Origin of the sequence: Streptomyces sp. NPDC056503, from assembly GCF_042794995.1 — a bacterium.
GTDB lineage: Bacteria > Actinomycetota > Actinomycetes > Streptomycetales > Streptomycetaceae > Streptomyces.
This window is the reverse complement of sequence record NZ_JBHTST010000092.1, coordinates 1-16,873: the sequence shown is the minus strand read 5'-3', so window position 1 is coordinate 16,873 and position 16,873 is coordinate 1. Positions and strand designations below refer to the sequence as shown.

Genomic DNA, 16,873 nt, shown 5'->3' with positions numbered 1-16,873 from the left:
CGCGTTCCGCTGTGCTCTGCGCGGCCGGGCATGGCCGGGTCCTGCGCGCCGGCAGGGAGAAGCGAAGGCCCAGGCGCTGCACACGGGAGGGGTGTGCGGGGGCGGGATGCCGAGTGAGTGCTCGTTGCGCTGCGCTCCGTGGGAGGGACGTGGGTGGCCGGCCATGTCGCGCGCCAGGAACGGGCGATGGAGCCGCCCCGCCACGCGGAAGGCGGTGCCCGGAGATTCACCCGGAGCGGAGTGCCGAGAACCCCCGGAAGTGACTGTTGAGTGATATAGTTGTCTTGCTGGTCGGCGGTGGCAGTCGACCACAGACCGAATTCATACGCAGCCGCGAGGAGACATCATGTCCCACACCCTGTTCGCCGCCCTCAACCTCATCGAGCCCGGCGACATCGTCCTCTACCACGGCAGCATCCCCGCCCACCACGGGCTGTACATCGCCCACCCGTGCACCTGCTTCGACTGCGCCCGCGCGGACCACCTCGGCACCACCGACGTCCGCTACCGCCTCACCGACCCCTTCGACGAGAACACGGACCCCACCACGCTGCGCTGCGTCCGCCGCCGCTCGATCACCCGATCGGCCGCCAACGCCTGACCCACCCGGGGCGCAGCCACAGCTGCGCCCCACCCGGCGGCGGGGAGTGGCACCCCGCCGCCACCGACAACCCACACCCGCAAAGGAAAATGGAATGACCAAGAGCGCCATCATCCCGACGCCCACCAATTCCGCCGAACTCTCCGGGACTTACGCGAACATCATGTCCGCGCTGAAGACCGTGGCACTCGGGATTCCCTCCGCGAGCCCGGTCGAGTCCCAGAGCGGGGTCCTCATCGAAACCGGCTCCAAAACGGTCACGTTCACCGCGTTCGACTTCGAGACGTCGGTCTCCGTCGCGGTTTCCTGCTCCACCCCCGAGACCAGCGGCACTTCCCTGCTCTCCCACACCCAGCTGGTCAAGATCCTCGGCGCGATCGTCGCGGGCGAAACCAAGACGACTGCCGCACAGACGGCCATCACCCTCACCGGTGACCTCCTCACCGGCGGCGGCATGACCATCCCGATCACCGCTTTCGACCCCACCGAGTTCGTACGGCCGCCGCTCCCCGCACCGGCGATGGCCACCGTCGACGCCGGGACGTTCCTCACCCAGCTCCAGCGCACCCTCCCCGCCTGCGGCAGCGACTACACCCTCCCCCTCCTGTGCGGCATCGAGCTCACCCTCACTGGCCAGACTCTGACCCTCGCCGCCACCGACCGCTACCGCTTCGCCGTCGCCGAACTCCCCGCCGCCCCTCTCCCCGCCGCCGACACGGAAACCACTGCCTCCGCCGTCATCCCCGGCGACGTCCTCAAGCGCCTGATCCCGGTCCTCAAAGCCACCACCGACCCCCTCACCATCGGATTCAGCCCCGACGGCGGTCGCGTCACCCTGACCACCGGCCAGACCACCATCTCCCAGCGCGCCTACGACGGCCGACTCCCCGGCCACCGCACCTTCTTCCCCTCCCGGGCCGCCGTCAGCGTCAGCCTCCCGCGTGCCGCGACCACCGCCGCCCTGAAGAAGTGCGCATCCATCGCCACGGCCAAGGGAGACCGCAGCTGCCCGGTCAGCTTCCTGTGGGACGGCGACGGCCGCCTCACGCTCGCACCGGTCCTCCCCGAGGACCAGGACCGCGCCCGCCTCACCGGCATCCACCTGACCCACACCACCGAGCAGGGCGACCCCACGGTGCTGCACCAGAGCGGCCTCTCGTTCAACCCCCACTTCCTCGCCGACACCCTGGCCGCATTCTCCGGCGACACCCTCACTCTTCACATCCCCGAGACCATCAAGAAGCCGGACAGCCACAACAAGGCACTGTTCACCGACGGCCCCGACATCACCGGTGACCACTACCGGCACCTCCTCATGGGCATCCGGCTCGCAGAGGGCACCTGGGCCCTCTGACCGCCCCTCCCGCCGGGGGCGCCCCACCAGCGCCCCCGGCAGCACCCCCGAGCAAAGGAGAACAGCCACATGAACCTCATCCGCTGCACGGAGTGCGGGGGCACCCACCACCTCACCCCCGCCGCAGACTTCCAGTGCCACGCGTGCGCCCACCGCATCACCCGCCGGGACATCTCCCTGGACGGCCAGGAAGCATGGGCCGTCGACCCCGCCGGACGCCTCGGGTACGTCACCGACCCCGCAGCGTCCCTCAGCGCCATGGACACGGCTACGGAGGACTACCTGGCCGCCTCCGACCGGCACGCCCGCACACGGGCGCTGAGCGCCTTTCAGGACGCCCTCACGGACTACCTGGACGCCCGCAGCGCCGGCCTCACCCCGGCCCGCCGGCACATCAGCGAAGACATCCGGACCGCCGTCGAGTCGGCCACCGAAATGATCACCGAAGAATTGAACTTCGGCGAGTGCGAAACCGACGTCATGGGCCTCATGGCAAACACTCTCCTCGCTCTTCTGGAAAACCCGGAATCCGCATTCGGGGAAATCGTTCTGAAGAACTACGGAATCCCTGTAAAGGAAATCCGTACATGGTGGGGATGGAACCACTAAGACCGTGTCCTATTATGTGGTGAGGCGGTCGTTGAGGTCGTCATGGGGCGGGGTACGTGGAGTTGGATTGTTCCGGACAGGCTGTGAGCGGTGATCAAACCGCTGTTGCTGAAGGTTGAGTGTCGCACTCGCTATCCCGAACGAAAGCGGAATCCGGACCGCCTGGTGTTCCAAGGCATTCTGTTTGTGCTCCACACCGGGATCGCCTGGGAACACCTGCCGCAAGAGCTCGGCTTCAACTTGGGCATGACCTGCTGGCGCCACCTGGCCGAGTGGACCGAGGCCGGCGTCTGGTCCCGGCTCCACGAGACCCTTCTGGCCGAACTCCGCAGGACGAACCTGCTGTATTTCTCCCGGGCTGCGGTCTACGGCTCCCAAATCCGGGCGTTAAAAGGGGCACCAAGACGGGAAGAATCCCCGGGGTGCCACCCCGGGGATTCTTTTCATCGCTGCGGCAGGTCAGTTGCCGATTTTCTTGAGTAGCGCCTTCATGAAAGCCGTATAGGCGCTGCACAAACCTTATGGTAGTGCCGGACGGTTCAGGATAATTTACCTATCCCATTCTGTCGAACCTTACTCCGCTACCATTCTGGCTTCCATTCAACGCAAGTGGGACGTTGTCCGCCAGTTGCAATGAATTCCTTGGCTGCGGCCCTGACGATCTCCAAGGGGATCTCGCAATGCTCAGGAAGTTCCCGCATGTGACGTACAAGCGTGTAGATGGGCTCTTCGCGAGTGTCCGGAGAGCCGACTGTCGCGAAGTTCCCATGTTCATCCATGAAGGTGAGGACGCCGAAACCGGTGTCTCCGTCCACTCCGACAATGAGCTCGTGATCGAAGTGCCCGCCTTCCAGGCGTTCGCGTTCAGTGGAGAAGACCTGAGCGAGCGTCCCGGAAGGACCATAGGGCGATTTGGTGAAAATCAGATCGTCGATCATCTTGTCGACATCGTCTGGAGTGAAAATTTCGACCGGTGTATCGCAGTGGGCCGACAGGTAGACAGCCTCCGCTTTAACACTTTCGGTCATTGGGAACTCCAAACTTCAGGCAATTCATAATGCCCTCGCCATTCTTCCAGTGAACCCTCATTACGCCTACATCCTTAAGGAGGATATCAAGGACCTCAGTGCAGGTGTTTCTTCTGTTGCATGGGCCATCGGGGTGATTGATCACTATGTCTGCATCCTTGATGACCCCTTCAGACATTCCCATGATGGCTGCGAGCTTTGTTTCGGCGTGATCGGCGTCTCCAGCTTTGGCTGTGCCTTTGAGCCTGGGAGGGTCTGTTTTCCGAAGGATGTCACTGACCCAGTCGATCTCTGCTGCCGATTCCTTCTTTAGCCCGCTTCTAATGTCCCTGGTTACGCCATCGGGCGTTGTCCATCGTCCAGAAGTGTGCTTTCCTTCGAAAAGAGGAAGGAGGTTCCATTCTGCTTCTGGATCGCAGTTGAAACGTCCCGAGGCTGCAAGCGTGATTGACGTGCCTGCAGCTTGGACGTCGCTGGGGGATGCTTCTACGCTTCGAGGGTTCCCTCCTAGAAGGGTCTGGAAACCGGAGCTAGAAACAGAAGGAATCGGGCATTTTGGAAGCTGGACTTCCGCATCCTTTTCCTTCTTGAATCCATTAGCGATGTCCTCGATTTCATCGGATGCCTTCTTGAGGAGTTTGAGCTTTCCCCATGGAAGGACGCTGAGGATGGCGAGTGAGCATCCGCCGAGGGCCGGGTTTTGGATGCAGTCCTGGCTGATGTCCTCAGCGCCACTGTAGGACCAGGCGAGTCCGAATACGACCTCGTAGAACTTGCGATTATGTTCGTTCTGCTTTTCGACCTTATCGCAGTCCTCCCACGCCGTGGTGCGAGGGACGAGGACCAAGCACTGGTCGCTGTTGTTCTTGCTTTCTCTGAGGTTCTTCTCGTTTTCTGCCTTCCTGGCTTCTTCTGCCTTCTTGAGTTCTGCAGCGATCTCCTTTTCAAGCTCGGTTTTCACCTCCTCCCAGGCGGTGGTGGCCATCGCCTTGGCGTCTTCGGCGTTCTGTCCAGCTTCGAGGGCAGAGGCACGTGCCGCGTCGGCGGCGTCGCCGGCGTCGGCAGCTGACTGCTGGGCGTGTGCGGCGGATGCTTCGGCGCGGGCGGCGGATGCTTCGGCTGCGTCGGCGTCAGCGTCTGCGCGGTTGGCGGCGTTGCGGGCGGTGGTGGCGGACTGCTTCGCTTCGGCGGCGCTGGTTTCTGCCGCGTCGGCCGCTGCGTCGGCTTCGGTTGAGTAGCCTGCGGCCTGTTCGGCGGAGGCCGTGGCCTGGTTGGCTGCCTCTGTGGCTTCGGCGTCGGCCTTGTTGGCCTTGGCCGCTGCGGCTGCTGCGAGCCAGCGGTTCTTGTTGGCGGTGGCCGCGATCAGTGATGCTTCCGAGACGAGGCGTTGGACCTGTGCCTCGTGCTGCTTGGTCAGTTTGTCCTTGCGGTCAGCGGTGTAGCGGCCGACGGTGACGAACTGGTGGACATCTTCTGCGGTTCCGACGAGTGCGATCTCGGCAGCGGACTTGACCTCGGGCCCGGATGAGCTGCTGTTGAAGAGCTGCGTGGCGAGGACCGATTCGTCGGCGAAGCGCGCCGAGTGCTGTGTGGCGTCGAGGAAGCGTGCGAGGGCCTTCCCGCTGCCGTCGTCGAGGGCGGCGAGAGCCGCTTCCTTCACTCCGATGCCGCCCTTGTTGTAGATGGCGGTGACGGCCACGGACATGTCCGTTTTGCCTGCGGTGTACTGGCCGGTGGTGTAGAAGGCCTCGATCTGATCCAGCGTGCCCTTGAGGGCTTCGGTCGCAGCCGTGCGGACTGAGGGGTAGGGGCTCAGGTGGGACAGCTGGACGACCCGTTCACGGATCTCTCGCCGCTCGGCCTCCCGCCATCCGGCCCGCAGATACTCGATGACGTCCTGGTCCGTGCCTGCGAGGGCACGGGCGGCGGCGTCCTGGCTGATAGGGGTGCTCAGCCCGAGGACCTGCAGGGCGAACTTCCTGCCTCGACCGGCGAGAGCCGCAGGGTCGGTTCCCGGGGCGGCAGCTTCAGCGGAGAGGTTTGCTGCCGCGGTGGTGAGTGCCCGCCGGTCTGCCTCCGCCTTGGCCAGTCCCGAGACTGCACCGTGCATCAGAGACCGGCGGGTGGTGACCTGCTGAATGCCACCCTTGGTACGGGCGGTGAGCTCGTTCGCCTCAGACTGACGAGCCAAGTCGAATGTCGTCTTCGCGGACTTGGCCGCCGCGTCTGCGGTCTCCCACGCCTTCTTCGCGGCCGCCGCGTGTTCATTGGCCAAAGCCGCCTGGCTAGAGGCTTCACCGGCATGTTCGACCGCAAGTTGAGCGGCTGCGGCCGCGTTCCGTGCATGTGTGGCCGCGTTGTTCGCGGCTGTACGGGCCTCGAACGCGGCTGTTGCCGACTGGTCCGCCAGAAGCGCGGCGCTGACGGCCGCGGCCTTTGCGGCGGAGGCGTGTCCTCGTGCCTCGCTCGCCGCGGCGCGGGCGTCGCCGGCGTATCCGCCGGCAGCGGCGGCACTGTCGGCGGCAGCGTCTGCGGACTGGGCGGCAGCGTTGGCGTTGTCGCCGGCGCTGGCCGCCGCCCGCACCGCCGTAGCGGCGGCGGCGGAGGCCTTGCCCGCCATCTCCGCGGCAAGCGCGGAACCCTCCGCCAAAGTCGCGGCCATCAGCGCTGTCGCCGCAGCCGTCTTCGCCTCAGCGGACTTGGCAGCGTCCTGGCCGGCAGCGATGGCGGCGGTGTACGCCTTGTTTGCGGCATCGGCCGCCGCCGCGGCAGCGGCAGCAGTCTGCGCTGCAGCGAAGGCCGCCGTGCGCGCCGCACGATTGGCAGCGTTGGCCGAAGTGATCGCCTGCTGCGCGGCGAGCCCTGCAGCCCGGGCGGCATCCGCCGCAATCTTGGCCTTGTCGGACGCTACTTCAGCATCATCCTTGGCTGCTGCGGTCTCCGTGGCAGCCTGCGCCGCGAGCTTCTTGGCCTCCTCGGAAGCTTGAACAGCGGCTTCGGAGGCGTCTACAGCTCCCTTGGTGGCGTCTTCCGCCTGCTTGCCTGCCTGCTTCGCCTGCTGCGTGAGCTGGGAGATTGTCAGGTGTTCCTGATCGCGGTTACGGGCCACATGTTGCCCGAGCGCGAGGAACTCCGAGACGTCGGCAGGCGTCCCGTCAAGGGCCAGCAGCGCGGCGGCCTTGACGTTGGGGCCGCCCTTGGCATAGATCTGCGTGGCCTCGACCTGCTCATCGGCCTGCCGCGCTATGTACTGACCGTCGGAGAGGAACTTCTCGCGGTCCTCTCGGGTTCCGTCTAGCGCGGCGACGCCGGCTTCCTTGACCCCGACCCCGCCGCTATGGACGATGCGGGTGATCTCGACCTGCCGGTCGGTGTCCAGGGGCCCTTGCCAACCGGACAGCAGGAAGCTGTTCAGCGCCTCGGAGGTGTTCGCGTCGATAGCCTTGAGGGCTGCCGTCCGGACGCTGGGGCCGCCGACAGCCAGCATCCGTGTCGCAGCTACCGAGTCATCAGCAAACTCGTTTTGTGCGACGGTGACGAAGAAGTCGCGGACGTCCTGTTCGGACCCGAGAAGTGCACGTTCGGCAGAGCGCTGGACGCCCTCGCCGCCCTCCTCCCAGTAGTTGACTACCGCCATCCGAGCCCAGAAGTCGACCAACTTCTCGCCCGGCGCGTCCTCCGCAAGGGCAGGAGCAGCTCCCAGGAAGGTTGCGGTGAGTGCAGTTGGCAGGGCTAGAGCAGCCGCCTTGTACGCCAGGTGCTTCCGCGAGCCAGTTCTCACACTTCGGGCACTTCGCTTAAATAGGGCAAATCTCTTCAAGTTGATGGTTCACTTTCACGTCTGTCGGTGGCGCCGTCGAGCGCCGCGCCGGAGTGGTGGTCGCGGTGGGCGCGGGCACGCCTCATGCCATACGACAGTGTCTGTTTGGCGGACCGACACCCTACCTTTGCATGATCCTTACATATGCTTTACTGCGGAGGTAACGCAGGCTCGGACGCGTGTCCGAATCAACACCTCTTGGAGCCTCTGTGCCCATACGCCGTACTCGCGCGGCTCTCATCGCTGGCTTCGCAGCCACGGCAGCCGCAGTCGCCGCCCTGTCTCTCGCCGTAAACGGCGCCGCCAATGCGACGACCCCTGCAGCCGCCCCCAATGCAATTCCGGCCGTAGACGACGTTCCGCCGCCGCTGTCTGTCGAGACCCTTGCGTACCCGAATGCGGCAGAGATTCAGCAGCAGGGGATCCTGCTGAAGAGAGGTGACGGTAACATCCTCTTCGAAGCATGTAATGGGAACAACGACATCGTGGTGAAGAACCGGATTTCTGCCACATCAGAGTTCTGCTTCGACGTTCGCGCCAAGCCCGGATTCCTTACTCTCGAGCTGGACGACGTCTTCGCCATTCGTACACGCGATTACGCCGTCACCGCAACGGTCACGGCTGACGGGCAGAAGACCGTCATCAACGCCACGGTCGACGACTACGAACCCATCGGCGAAGGCGCAGGGGGCGCTCGGTCCGCCATCGTGGAGCTTCGAGTAACCGGATGACCTGAAGGCTCTGACGGCGTGAGCCAATTTCAGGTTCAAAACCGACCCCACGCACCCTTGCTGCGGAAGGTCGATCTGCGCCGTCGCGTGTCTTACGTAGCGCCTACATTACGTCAGTCTTTTTCACCAAGGATCAACAATGTCTTTGAGACGCCCGAGTCGTCTTTTGGTCACAAGCGCAATCGCCGCGTTTGCAGGGATTGTATCGATGGCTCCATCCAGTGCACTTACCGGAGCCGATGCTCCTGCAGCACTGAACTTCGTAGCCAAGATCAAAGTCGGGGAGCAGTCCACCTGTACCGGTGTTCTCGTCACTCCGCAGTGGGTGCTGAGCGCGGCCAGTTGCTTCTCGTCGGACGGCACGTCAATCATCGGTAAGCCGAAGACCGCTACCACGGTGACGGTCGGCCGGACCGACCTGACGCAGACGGGCGGCAGCGTTCAGCAGGCTGTAGACCTCGTCCCGCACCCCGACCGCGACCTCGTCCTGGTCCGGCTCGCCGCGGCTGTCCCCGACGCCACTGCCAAGCCCGTCAAGCTCGCCACCACCCCTGCTGCCGCGGGGGAGGAGCTGACGAAGGCCGGCTTCGGGCGCACGAAGACCGAGTGGGTACCGAACAAGCTCCACACCGGCACCTTCACCGTGGCCTCCACCACCGCCACCGACGTCAACCTGAACGGCTCCGACACGGCGACCGTGTGCCAGGGCGACGCCGGCGGCCCCGCGCTGCGGACGGTCAACGGTGTCCACGAGCTCGTAGCGGTCAACGCGCGGTCCTGGCAGGGCGGCTGCCTGGGCACCGACCCCAACGAGGTCCGCACCAACGCGGTCGACACCCGCGTCGACGGTCTCGCCCCGTGGATCGCCATGGCGACCGGCGCGCGCTGGGGCCAGGACAAGGAGAACGCCGCCGCGTCGCAGGAGCTGTCGGGCGACTTCGACGGCGACGGCAAGACCGACACCGCGGTGCTGCACAAGTACGACCCGACCTCGACCGGGGCCAAGCACACCGCGCTGTGGAAGTTCACCAGCACCGCCGGCATCTCCTACCACCCGGTACGCGCCTGGGACAGTGTCGCCTCGGGTACGGGGTCGTGGGACTGGGACCGGTCCAAGGCCGTCGCGGGTGACTTCAACGGTGACGGCAAGGCCGACGTCGCGGTCCTCTACGACTACGGCCAGACCGCCGAAGGCGTGAACCAGGCCAAGCTGTGGACCTTCCTGAGCAACGGCACCGGCTTCGACAAGCCGGTGCTGAAGTGGAGCTCCACCAGCTCGTGGGACTGGAACCGTTCCGAGCCGATGGCCGGCGACTTCAACGGCGACGGCAAGACCGACGTCGGCGTCTTCTACAACAACGGCACCGACGCCAACAACCGCAGCACCACCACGCTGTGGACGTTCACCAGCAACGGCGCCGCCTTCGACGCTCCCGCAGTGAAGTGGACCTCCGCCTCCTCGTGGGACTGGAACCGCTCCCTGCCCGTGCCCGGTGACTACAACGGCGACGGCAAGGCCGACATCGCGGTCCTCTACAACTACGGCGCGACCTCGGGGGGCATCAACCAGGTCCGCCTGTGGACCCTCAGCAGCAACGGCGCCGGCTTCAACGCACCCGTCGAGCAGTGGTACTCCGGCTCCACCTCGTGGAACTGGACCCGGTCCAAGCCCTTCGCCGGCGACTACAACGGCGACAACAAGGACGACATCGGCATCCTCTACAACAACGGCACGACCATCGAGGGCGTGAACCAGACCAAGCTGTGGACCAGCAACGGTGACAGCTTCGACGCCCCCGTCACCAAGTGGGACTCCGGAACCACCTCCTGGGACTGGAACCGCTCCATGCCCGTCACCGGCGACTTCAACGGCGACGGCAAGGACGACATCCACGTCCTGTACGACTACGGCCAGCAGGCCGACCAGACCTACCGCGCCGCCTGGTGGCGCTTCACCAGCACCGGCCCGGACTTCAACAACCCCTACCGCGTCTGGGACAGCATCTACGTCGCCCCCTAACCGGCACACCAGCACACCACTGACATAGACGCACACCCTGTGGCCTCCACGACACCACACGTGGAGGCCACAGCCACGCTTCGTGCCGACACCCGCCGATCGGCACCTCATCGCCCTCAGCGTTCCCGGCCGAAGGGGACCTCACCTCTCGGTAACAAGCCGGCTGGCGTGACCGCAAGGCCGACCCGTGACACGTGGGATGCGCCGTGCAGCAGCGAATGCTGCGCGTAGGGTCGTCTGGACCGAGATGTTCTGTCCCTGCGAGGGACTGCTGGGCCCGACACGAGGTGGTCAAGCCATGAAGTTCGAGTGCCGGAATTTCGGCACGCCGGATCTGCCTCGTCGTGGCCTGACCGCGAGCTCCGCCCCTCCTGAGATCCTGCTCGTCGACATCGAAGCGGACCTCGTGATCAGCGACAACGGCCGCACCGTATGGAACGAGGACATGTTCCCGGTGGCGGAACTGGCCTACGACCTCGCGCGCTGGCTCCGTCTCGCGGACGGAGCCAGAGGAAACTTCACGTTCGACTCGTCGTACGAACAGCCCGGAGCAGTCCAGATCGTGGCGACCGACGAAGGCTGGCGCGTCGGCTCCGCCTTCTCCGCAGACACCCAGAGCTCACCGGTGAACTGGGAAAGCCTCGTCCCGGATCTTGTCGCGTTCATCGAAGACGTGCGCGCCGGAGTGGCCACGCTCGGAATCAACCCCGACTTCATCCCACGCCCCTGACCGACCCCGCTCCGCCGCGGAGGCACGGGGAAGCGGTGGCTGTCTGGTCAGGTGGCCCTCGAATCTGCCGACGCGGTGAGCTTGAAAGCCCCCAGGCTGCGGGGACCACTTCAGCGCGCCACTGTTACCGGCGAGAGTGAACGGAAGACCCCACTCGTGCGGGGGCCAGCAGACAGCTCCCGGTCGAGGAACCGGCGCAGCGGCGTACGGGGATTGCGCAGACCGGACGTGAGACTCATCAGAGCACCGCCCTTCAGCGGCAGCCACCACGCCCCCAGGAGGCGGAGACGGTCAGCTCGTCCACGCCCTATTTTATCGCTGGTCAGGGCACGTTTCACGATGACAGCCAAAGGGGCCCGGCCTCCCCACCGGGACGGCTTCCCGGCGCCGGTCCGGTGGGGAGGGCTCGCGCAGCGCGCCGACGGCCTGCTCGCTCACGAGCCCCTCACGGTGCCGGCCGCCCCACCCCGCTCTGCCCCGTTTACGCCTGTGCCGGGGATTCGTGGGGGATGGGCCAGAGTTCGACGGGCTCGGTGTCGGCGATGGGCATGTCCGCGGCGATCGCCTGCGCCCGCTGGAGGCTGTCGCAGTCCAGCAGGTAGAAACTGGCGATGTGTTCCTTGGTCTCCAGGTACGGCCCGTCGGTGACCACCGGAACACCCTCCCCGCGGCGTACCAGCTGGGCGACGGCCGCATCCGCGAGCCCGTAGGCACCCAGCAGTTCACCGCTCTGCCGGTACTTGGTGTTGAAGGCTTCCTGGCGGGCGATCGCCTCCGGCCACGCCTCGGCCGGGATGGCGTCCCACTTGGCCTGGCTGCCGTAGATCATCGCGACGTACTTCATCCCGGCTGTCCTCCCCATGCCGCACGCCCCGACGGCGCGCTGTCACCCCTGGGTCGGAGCCAACAGCAGACCCTCGACACCCGGCGACAACTTTCCCCGGAATCTTTTTCACCGCCGCCGAACAGCCGGAACACGGGGGAGCACGCACCGGTGAGCAGCACACCACACCATCCCCGCTCGGTAACCGGCCCCACCCAGCCCTTCCTGCACCTGCTGGAGTGCCGCCCCTGCATCGTGCTCGCTGACACGGGAACCTGCGCGGTGACCCGAGCCGGACCCACAGGCCACCCTGAGCCGTCGCACTGCGCTTGCAGATCATGCCCCGGTCTCTGTATCGCGGGCGGCCTGCCACCGTTTCAGCTCCGCGAGTGTCTTTTGAACCTCGGCGTGGTTACGGCTGCCGTAGACGCGGGCCTCGTCCTTGGCGAGCTCCCGCAACGCGGTCACTGCGCCTGCAAGGTTGCCGGCCTTCCCGATGAAGACTGCCCACTGGTACCGGGTCGCCAGGGTGCGGGGGTGGTCGGGTCCGAAGACGCGGAGTTGGTCGGTGAGGAGTTCTGCGGTGGCGTCTGCGGCTCCGGCCGGGTCGCCGGCTTCGTTACGCCAGTGGGCGAGGTTACCGCGGGTGGTGAGGGTGTCGGGGTGGTCGGGTCCAAGGACGCGGAGGCGGTCGGTGAGGAGTTCTGCGGTGGAGTCCGCGGCTCCGGCCAGGTCGCCGGTCTCGCCGCACCAGTGGGCGAGGTTGCCGCGGGTGGTGAGGGTGTCGGGGTGGTCGGGTCCAAGGACGCGCAGTTGGTCGGCAAGAAGTTCGGCGAAGGTGTCCGCAGCCCCGGCTGGGTCGTCGGCTTGGCTGAACCAGCTGGCGAGGTTGTTGCGGGTGGTGAGGGTTGCGGGGTGGTCGGGTCCGAGGAGACGGAGTTGGTCGGTCAGCAGTTCGGCGTAGGCGTGGGCGGCTTCAGACGGGTTGCCGGCTTCTCCGCGCCAGTGGGCGAGGTTGTGGCGGGTGGTGAGTGTGTGGGGGTGGTCGGGTCCGAGGATGCGGAGGTGGTCGGTGAGGAGTTCGGCGTAAGCCTCCGCGGCGCCGGCGGGGTTGCCGGCTTCGCCGTGCCAGTGGGCGAGGTTGTTGCGGGTGGTGAGGGTCGCGGGGTGGTCGGGTCCGAGGATGCGGAGTTGGTCTGTGAGGAGTTTGGCGTAGGCGTCCGCAGCTCTGGTGGGGTCGCCGGCTTTGCCTCGACAGCCTGCGAGGCTGTTGCGGGTGGTGAGGGTCGCTGGGTGGTCGGGTCCGAGGATGCGGAGTTGGTCGGTGAGCAGTTCGGCGTAGGCGTCCGCGGCTCCGGCGGGGTCGCCGGTCTCGCCCCGCCAGGCGGCGAGGCTGTGGCGGGCGAGGAGGGTAGTGAGGTGATCAGGGCCGAGGACGCGGAGAGTGTCGGTGAGGAGTTCCGCAACGGCGGCTGCCGCTCCGGCGGGGTCGCCTGCTTCGCCGCGCCAGCCTGCGAGGTTGTTGCGGGTGGTGAAGGTGTCGGGGTGGTCGGGCCCCAGGATGCGGAGTTGGTCGGTGAGGAGTTCGTTGTAGGCGTCCGCGGCTTCTGTGGGGTCGCGGGCTTCGCCGCGCGAGGCGGCGAGGTTGCTGCGGGTGGCGAGGGTATGGGGATGGTCGGGTCCCAGGACACGGAGGCAGTCGGCGAGGAGGTCTGTGTAGGCGTCCGCAGCACCAGCGGGGTCACCGGCTTCGCCGTGCGAGGCGGCGAGGTTGTTGCGGGTGGCGAGGGTGCCAGGGTGGTCGGGTCCCAGGACACGGAGGCAGTCGGCGAGGAGGTCTGTGTAGGCGTCCGCAGCACCAGCGGGGTCACCGGCTTCGCCGCGCCAGTAGGCGAGGTTGTTGCGGGTGGCGAGGGTGCCAAGGTGGCCGGGTCCGAGAACACGGAGGCAGTCGGCGAGGAGGTCTGTGTAGGCGTCCGCAGCACCAGCGGGGTCACCGGCTTTACCGCGCCACCGAGCCAGGTCGCCGCGGGCGTTCAAGACGTCAGCGTGATCCGGGTCAAGTAGCTGCTGTGCGGTGGTGTGGAGGTGTTGGTAGTGGTCGCGTGCGGCGGCGGTTTGTCCGGCTTCGCCGAGGGTGGTGCCGGCTTGGAAGAGGACAGCGTGCAGACCGCCGTCGTCGGTGTCCCGCGGGACGGTGTGGGTGGCCAGGGAAGTGGTGGCGGCTCGGTACTGCCTGCTGCCGGCCACCTCCTGCTCGGGCCACGTCTCGAAGAGCGCTTCGGCGGCGATGGCTCCGAGCCGGTCGATCTCCCCGGGGGTGAGTGTTTCCCGGAGCGTGCGCTGGAGGAGCTGATGGGTGCGCAGGGCGTGGTCGGCGGTGATGTCGGTGAGGTGGAGCCGGTGGAGCACCCGTAGTGCCCGTTTCACGTCCCGCTCGCTTACCGGCCTGCCCGGGACCTCCATTCCGGCATCTCGTGTCTGCTGGAGGTGCTGCTGGAGGGCGGGTGCCGCGGTGATGCCGTCGGGTGTGTTGTTGGGGTCGAGGAGCGCCAGGACGTGCAGGAGGGGCCGGGCGAGTCCGGGAGGTATGAGGGTGTTGGCGTAGTCGATGGACAGGGTCCAGGCGGCGGTGACGGTGTGGGCCTGCCGGTCGGGCAGGCCGTCGATCCCGGGCAGGGCCTCGTCGAGTGGCACCTCGGCGAGTTCGGTGCGGTACTCGTCCAGGGTGAGGGCGTTCTCGCGGATGTAGCTGGCGGCCTGGGCCAGGGCGAGGGGGAGGTGACCGAAGTCGTCGGCCAGCTGCCGCAGCTCGGCGTCCTTCAGGTCGATCCCGGTGCCGGCCAGGCGCTGGCGGAGGTAGTGGACGGCTTCGTCGGGAGTAAAGAGCCCGACGCTGATCTGACGGCGTCCTTCGGTGAGCGCGGCGTCGCGGTTGCGGGTGGTGATGAGGGTGCGTCCCGTCGGTGTGGCCGGCGGCCACAGACCACGGAGCACTCCGGCGGCAGGGACGTCGTCGAGGACGACGAGCCAGCGCTTGTGGGTGGTCTGGAGCCAGGCGAGGAATTCCTGGGCTGCATGGTCGGCGTCGTCACTGGTGACGACGTGCACACCGGCTTTGCTGAGTCTGTGGCAGGCTTGGGCGTAGGCGGCGGTGATGGTGGCGGAGTCGCTGGCGGTGATCCAGAGCAGCAGATCGACCGCCCCGACGGCATTGGCCGCGGAAGGGAGCAGGCTGCCGGCGGGGACGGGCAGGCCGCTGGCGTGGCGGACTTGCTGGATGTGGTGGACGGCGAGCTGGGTCTTGCCGACGCCGCCGAGGCCGGTGACGACGGCCGCCGCATCACCAGACAGGTCGGCCCGCACGGTGGTGTCGGTCGTGTCGGCCTGGATGGTGGTGTCGCCGGCGGCCAGAGCGGCGGTGAGCTGGTCGACGGCGTCGCGGTGCTGGTAGGCGGTGGCGAGTTCGGGGACGGTGCCGAACTGCCGCGGCCACACCGCTGCCGTCGCTTCACCGGCGGGGCTGGTGATGTCGTCGGCGGTGTGCGGGGTGCCGGGAAAGCCGTGCTCGGCCAGCAGCGCGGTGAATCCGGGGTCGTCGAGGAGCCGGTGGACGGGCTCGGCCGTCAGGCGCCGCTCGCCCATACCGGTGCCGTACTCGACGGCGACACCGACGAGGTGGCTGCCGCTGAAGACGGCGGCGCCGGAGGCTCCGGCCCAGGGGCGTTCCTTCTGCCGCGCGGCGGCGGGCCAGACCTTGCAGTCGAGGACCCAGCGCCGGCCGGCGGTGGTCAGGGGAGCGAGTTCGCCGCGGAGGTTCTCGTACTGGACGGCACCGCCTGTGAGGGTGGAGAACGCCGGAATCCCGACCCCGCGATAGGCCAGGGGAGTATCGCCCTGGGGGCGGCCCCACCGCACTGCCGTGGTCAGGCCTGCGTCGGCGTCTTCGTCGAGAAGCAGTAACGCGACGTCGGCCACTTCGGGGCTGTCGGGGCCGGCGTCCGGGCCCGGCCAGATCACCGTCGCGGAGCGCTTGCGGACTCCGGTGTCGGTGCGGGGGTGTCCGACCCAGACGGTCGCACCGGCCGCACGGACTCCACTGTCGTGGACGACGTGGAGTGCGGTCAGCACGAGCCGTGGCCCGATGAGATAGCCGGACCCCGACCCGCCGACGGGCTGGTCGGGTTTGATGTAGACCGTCCGTTGAGCGTCCACCGTGGTCCCTCCGTACCCCGTTGCGTCAGCCTTCTGGTGGGTCGCCGTGTCAGGCGTCGCCGCCGGGCGGGGTGTCGGCTCCCGGCTGCCCGCCGGGTACGTTGTTGCGGCGGATGCGAGGGGGGCGTCCGCCGAGGGCCTCGTCGCGGACGTTCAGCGTCAGGGTCAGTGTCTGCCGGTGCGTGACCCCGCCCCCGCCCCCGGCCTCCACACCACCCTTGGTGCCGAAGGCGCCGATCTCGACGTTGACCTTGCCGTTGCCGTCCTTGCGGAACTCGACCTCCAGACAGAGTTCGGCTTGTTCGACCTCGAACGTGAACTGCTCGCCGGGGCTGGCGTCCGCGGCCTTGTACAGCTCCTCGCGGAGCTCTGCCACCGCCTCGGACAGCGTCACCTTCGCCACAGCTTCCCCCTCCACCCCCGCCCGCGGACGGTGTGCACGATCGGCCTGCCCCGCAGTTTTCCTGACGGCACCTCACCTGCGCAGGGGAAACGTGAAATCCCAGGACACACCACCGGAGTCATTCCGCCACCGTGCGGGGCGCCGGTGCGCAACGTGATGGGAAGGCAGAGTCCAAAGCCGGGAAGGATCCGCAGCGCCGTACGACCCGGGTGTGTTCAGCCAGGCCAGCCCCCTTGATGGTATGGGCTGTTTGTCTGCTTTGGTGAAAGTGGTTCAGTCGCAGCAGCCGATGAGGTAGAACTGCAGGCCAGGAAGACTGCTCCCCGCTCGCCCGGGGACGGATCCCCCGCCGGCGACAGGATCGGGTTCCGCCTCCGCTGCCCCCCCGCGGGGATGATCCTGTGACGGCGTGACGGGACCACGGCGGTGGCAGGGGGTGCTTCACGGCCCGTACAGGCGCCTCTCCAGCCGCCCTCACGCCCCATCCTCCCTTCCCCTTCCCGCCAGGCATGTTCTCTCCGAGGGCCTGTGAGCGCTCC

Annotated in this window: 12 protein-coding genes; 7 read left to right on the top strand and 5 right to left on the bottom strand. The window is 67.1% G+C overall.

The window, feature by feature from the left end:
* Nucleotides 1-346: 346 nt before the first annotated feature.
* From ACFQ8C_RS24865 to ACFQ8C_RS24850, 4 genes are all read left to right on the top strand, one after another.
* Nucleotides 347-601, top strand: a complete 255-nt coding sequence (locus ACFQ8C_RS24865; RefSeq protein ID WP_383461451.1) for a hypothetical protein — start codon at nucleotides 347-349, stop codon at nucleotides 599-601.
* Between the two features lie 94 nt (nucleotides 602-695).
* Nucleotides 696-1,955, top strand: a complete 1,260-nt coding sequence (locus tag ACFQ8C_RS24860; RefSeq protein ID WP_383461449.1) for a hypothetical protein — start codon at nucleotides 696-698, stop codon at nucleotides 1,953-1,955.
* A gap of 69 nt (nucleotides 1,956-2,024) precedes the next feature.
* The gene (locus ACFQ8C_RS24855) at nucleotides 2,025-2,564 is read left to right on the top strand and encodes a hypothetical protein (protein ID WP_383461448.1); all 540 of its coding nucleotides are present in this window, start codon (nucleotides 2,025-2,027) and stop codon (nucleotides 2,562-2,564) included.
* A 90-nt stretch (nucleotides 2,565-2,654) separates the two neighbouring features.
* Nucleotides 2,655-3,047, top strand: a complete 393-nt coding sequence (locus tag ACFQ8C_RS24850; RefSeq protein WP_383461446.1) for a transposase — start codon at nucleotides 2,655-2,657, stop codon at nucleotides 3,045-3,047.
* 98 nt (nucleotides 3,048-3,145) lie between these two features.
* On the opposite strand, the gene ACFQ8C_RS24845 is transcribed toward ACFQ8C_RS24850, so the two are convergent.
* Both ACFQ8C_RS24845 and ACFQ8C_RS24840 read right to left on the bottom strand, forming a co-directional pair.
* On the bottom strand, nucleotides 3,146-3,592 hold the full coding sequence (locus ACFQ8C_RS24845; RefSeq protein ID WP_383461445.1) for an Imm1 family immunity protein: 447 nt from the start codon (nucleotides 3,590-3,592) through the stop codon (nucleotides 3,146-3,148).
* Nucleotides 3,576-7,229: a DddA-like double-stranded DNA deaminase toxin gene (locus tag ACFQ8C_RS24840; protein ID WP_383461443.1), complete on the bottom strand. Its 3,654-nt coding sequence runs from the start codon at nucleotides 7,227-7,229 to the stop codon at nucleotides 3,576-3,578. The genes ACFQ8C_RS24845 and ACFQ8C_RS24840 overlap by 17 nt, the downstream gene beginning before the upstream one ends.
* A gap of 362 nt (nucleotides 7,230-7,591) precedes the next feature.
* On the opposite strand from ACFQ8C_RS24840, the gene ACFQ8C_RS24835 reads away from it, so the two are divergent.
* The 3 genes from ACFQ8C_RS24835 (at nucleotide 7,592) to ACFQ8C_RS24825 (ending at nucleotide 10,893) form a co-directional block, all read left to right on the top strand.
* Entirely contained in the window at nucleotides 7,592-8,143 is a 552-nt protein-coding gene (locus ACFQ8C_RS24835; protein ID WP_383461441.1) for a hypothetical protein, read from the top strand.
* A gap of 139 nt (nucleotides 8,144-8,282) precedes the next feature.
* Nucleotides 8,283-10,163 (top strand): FG-GAP-like repeat-containing protein, encoded by a 1,881-nt coding sequence (locus ACFQ8C_RS24830; protein WP_383461440.1) that lies wholly within the window; start codon nucleotides 8,283-8,285, stop codon nucleotides 10,161-10,163.
* 298 nt (nucleotides 10,164-10,461) lie between these two features.
* A complete protein-coding gene (locus ACFQ8C_RS24825) occupies nucleotides 10,462-10,893 on the top strand; it encodes a hypothetical protein (RefSeq protein ID WP_383461438.1) in 432 nt (143 codons plus the stop codon).
* Between the two features lie 481 nt (nucleotides 10,894-11,374).
* Here the strand turns inward: ACFQ8C_RS24825 and ACFQ8C_RS24820 are convergent, their stop codons facing one another.
* The 3 genes from ACFQ8C_RS24820 to ACFQ8C_RS24810 all read right to left on the bottom strand — a co-directional run bounded on the left by ACFQ8C_RS24820 (nucleotide 11,375) and on the right by ACFQ8C_RS24810 (nucleotide 16,334).
* Complete coding sequence (locus tag ACFQ8C_RS24820) at nucleotides 11,375-11,737, bottom strand: YciI family protein (protein WP_383461437.1); 363 nt, start codon at nucleotides 11,735-11,737, stop codon at nucleotides 11,375-11,377.
* Nucleotides 11,738-12,052: 315 nt separating this feature from the next.
* The gene (locus tag ACFQ8C_RS24815) at nucleotides 12,053-15,931 is read right to left on the bottom strand and encodes a tetratricopeptide repeat protein (RefSeq protein ID WP_383461436.1); all 3,879 of its coding nucleotides are present in this window, start codon (nucleotides 15,929-15,931) and stop codon (nucleotides 12,053-12,055) included.
* A gap of 49 nt (nucleotides 15,932-15,980) precedes the next feature.
* Nucleotides 15,981-16,334, bottom strand: a complete 354-nt coding sequence (locus tag ACFQ8C_RS24810; protein ID WP_383461434.1) for a trypco2 family protein — start codon at nucleotides 16,332-16,334, stop codon at nucleotides 15,981-15,983.
* Nucleotides 16,335-16,873: the final 539 nt, after the last annotated feature.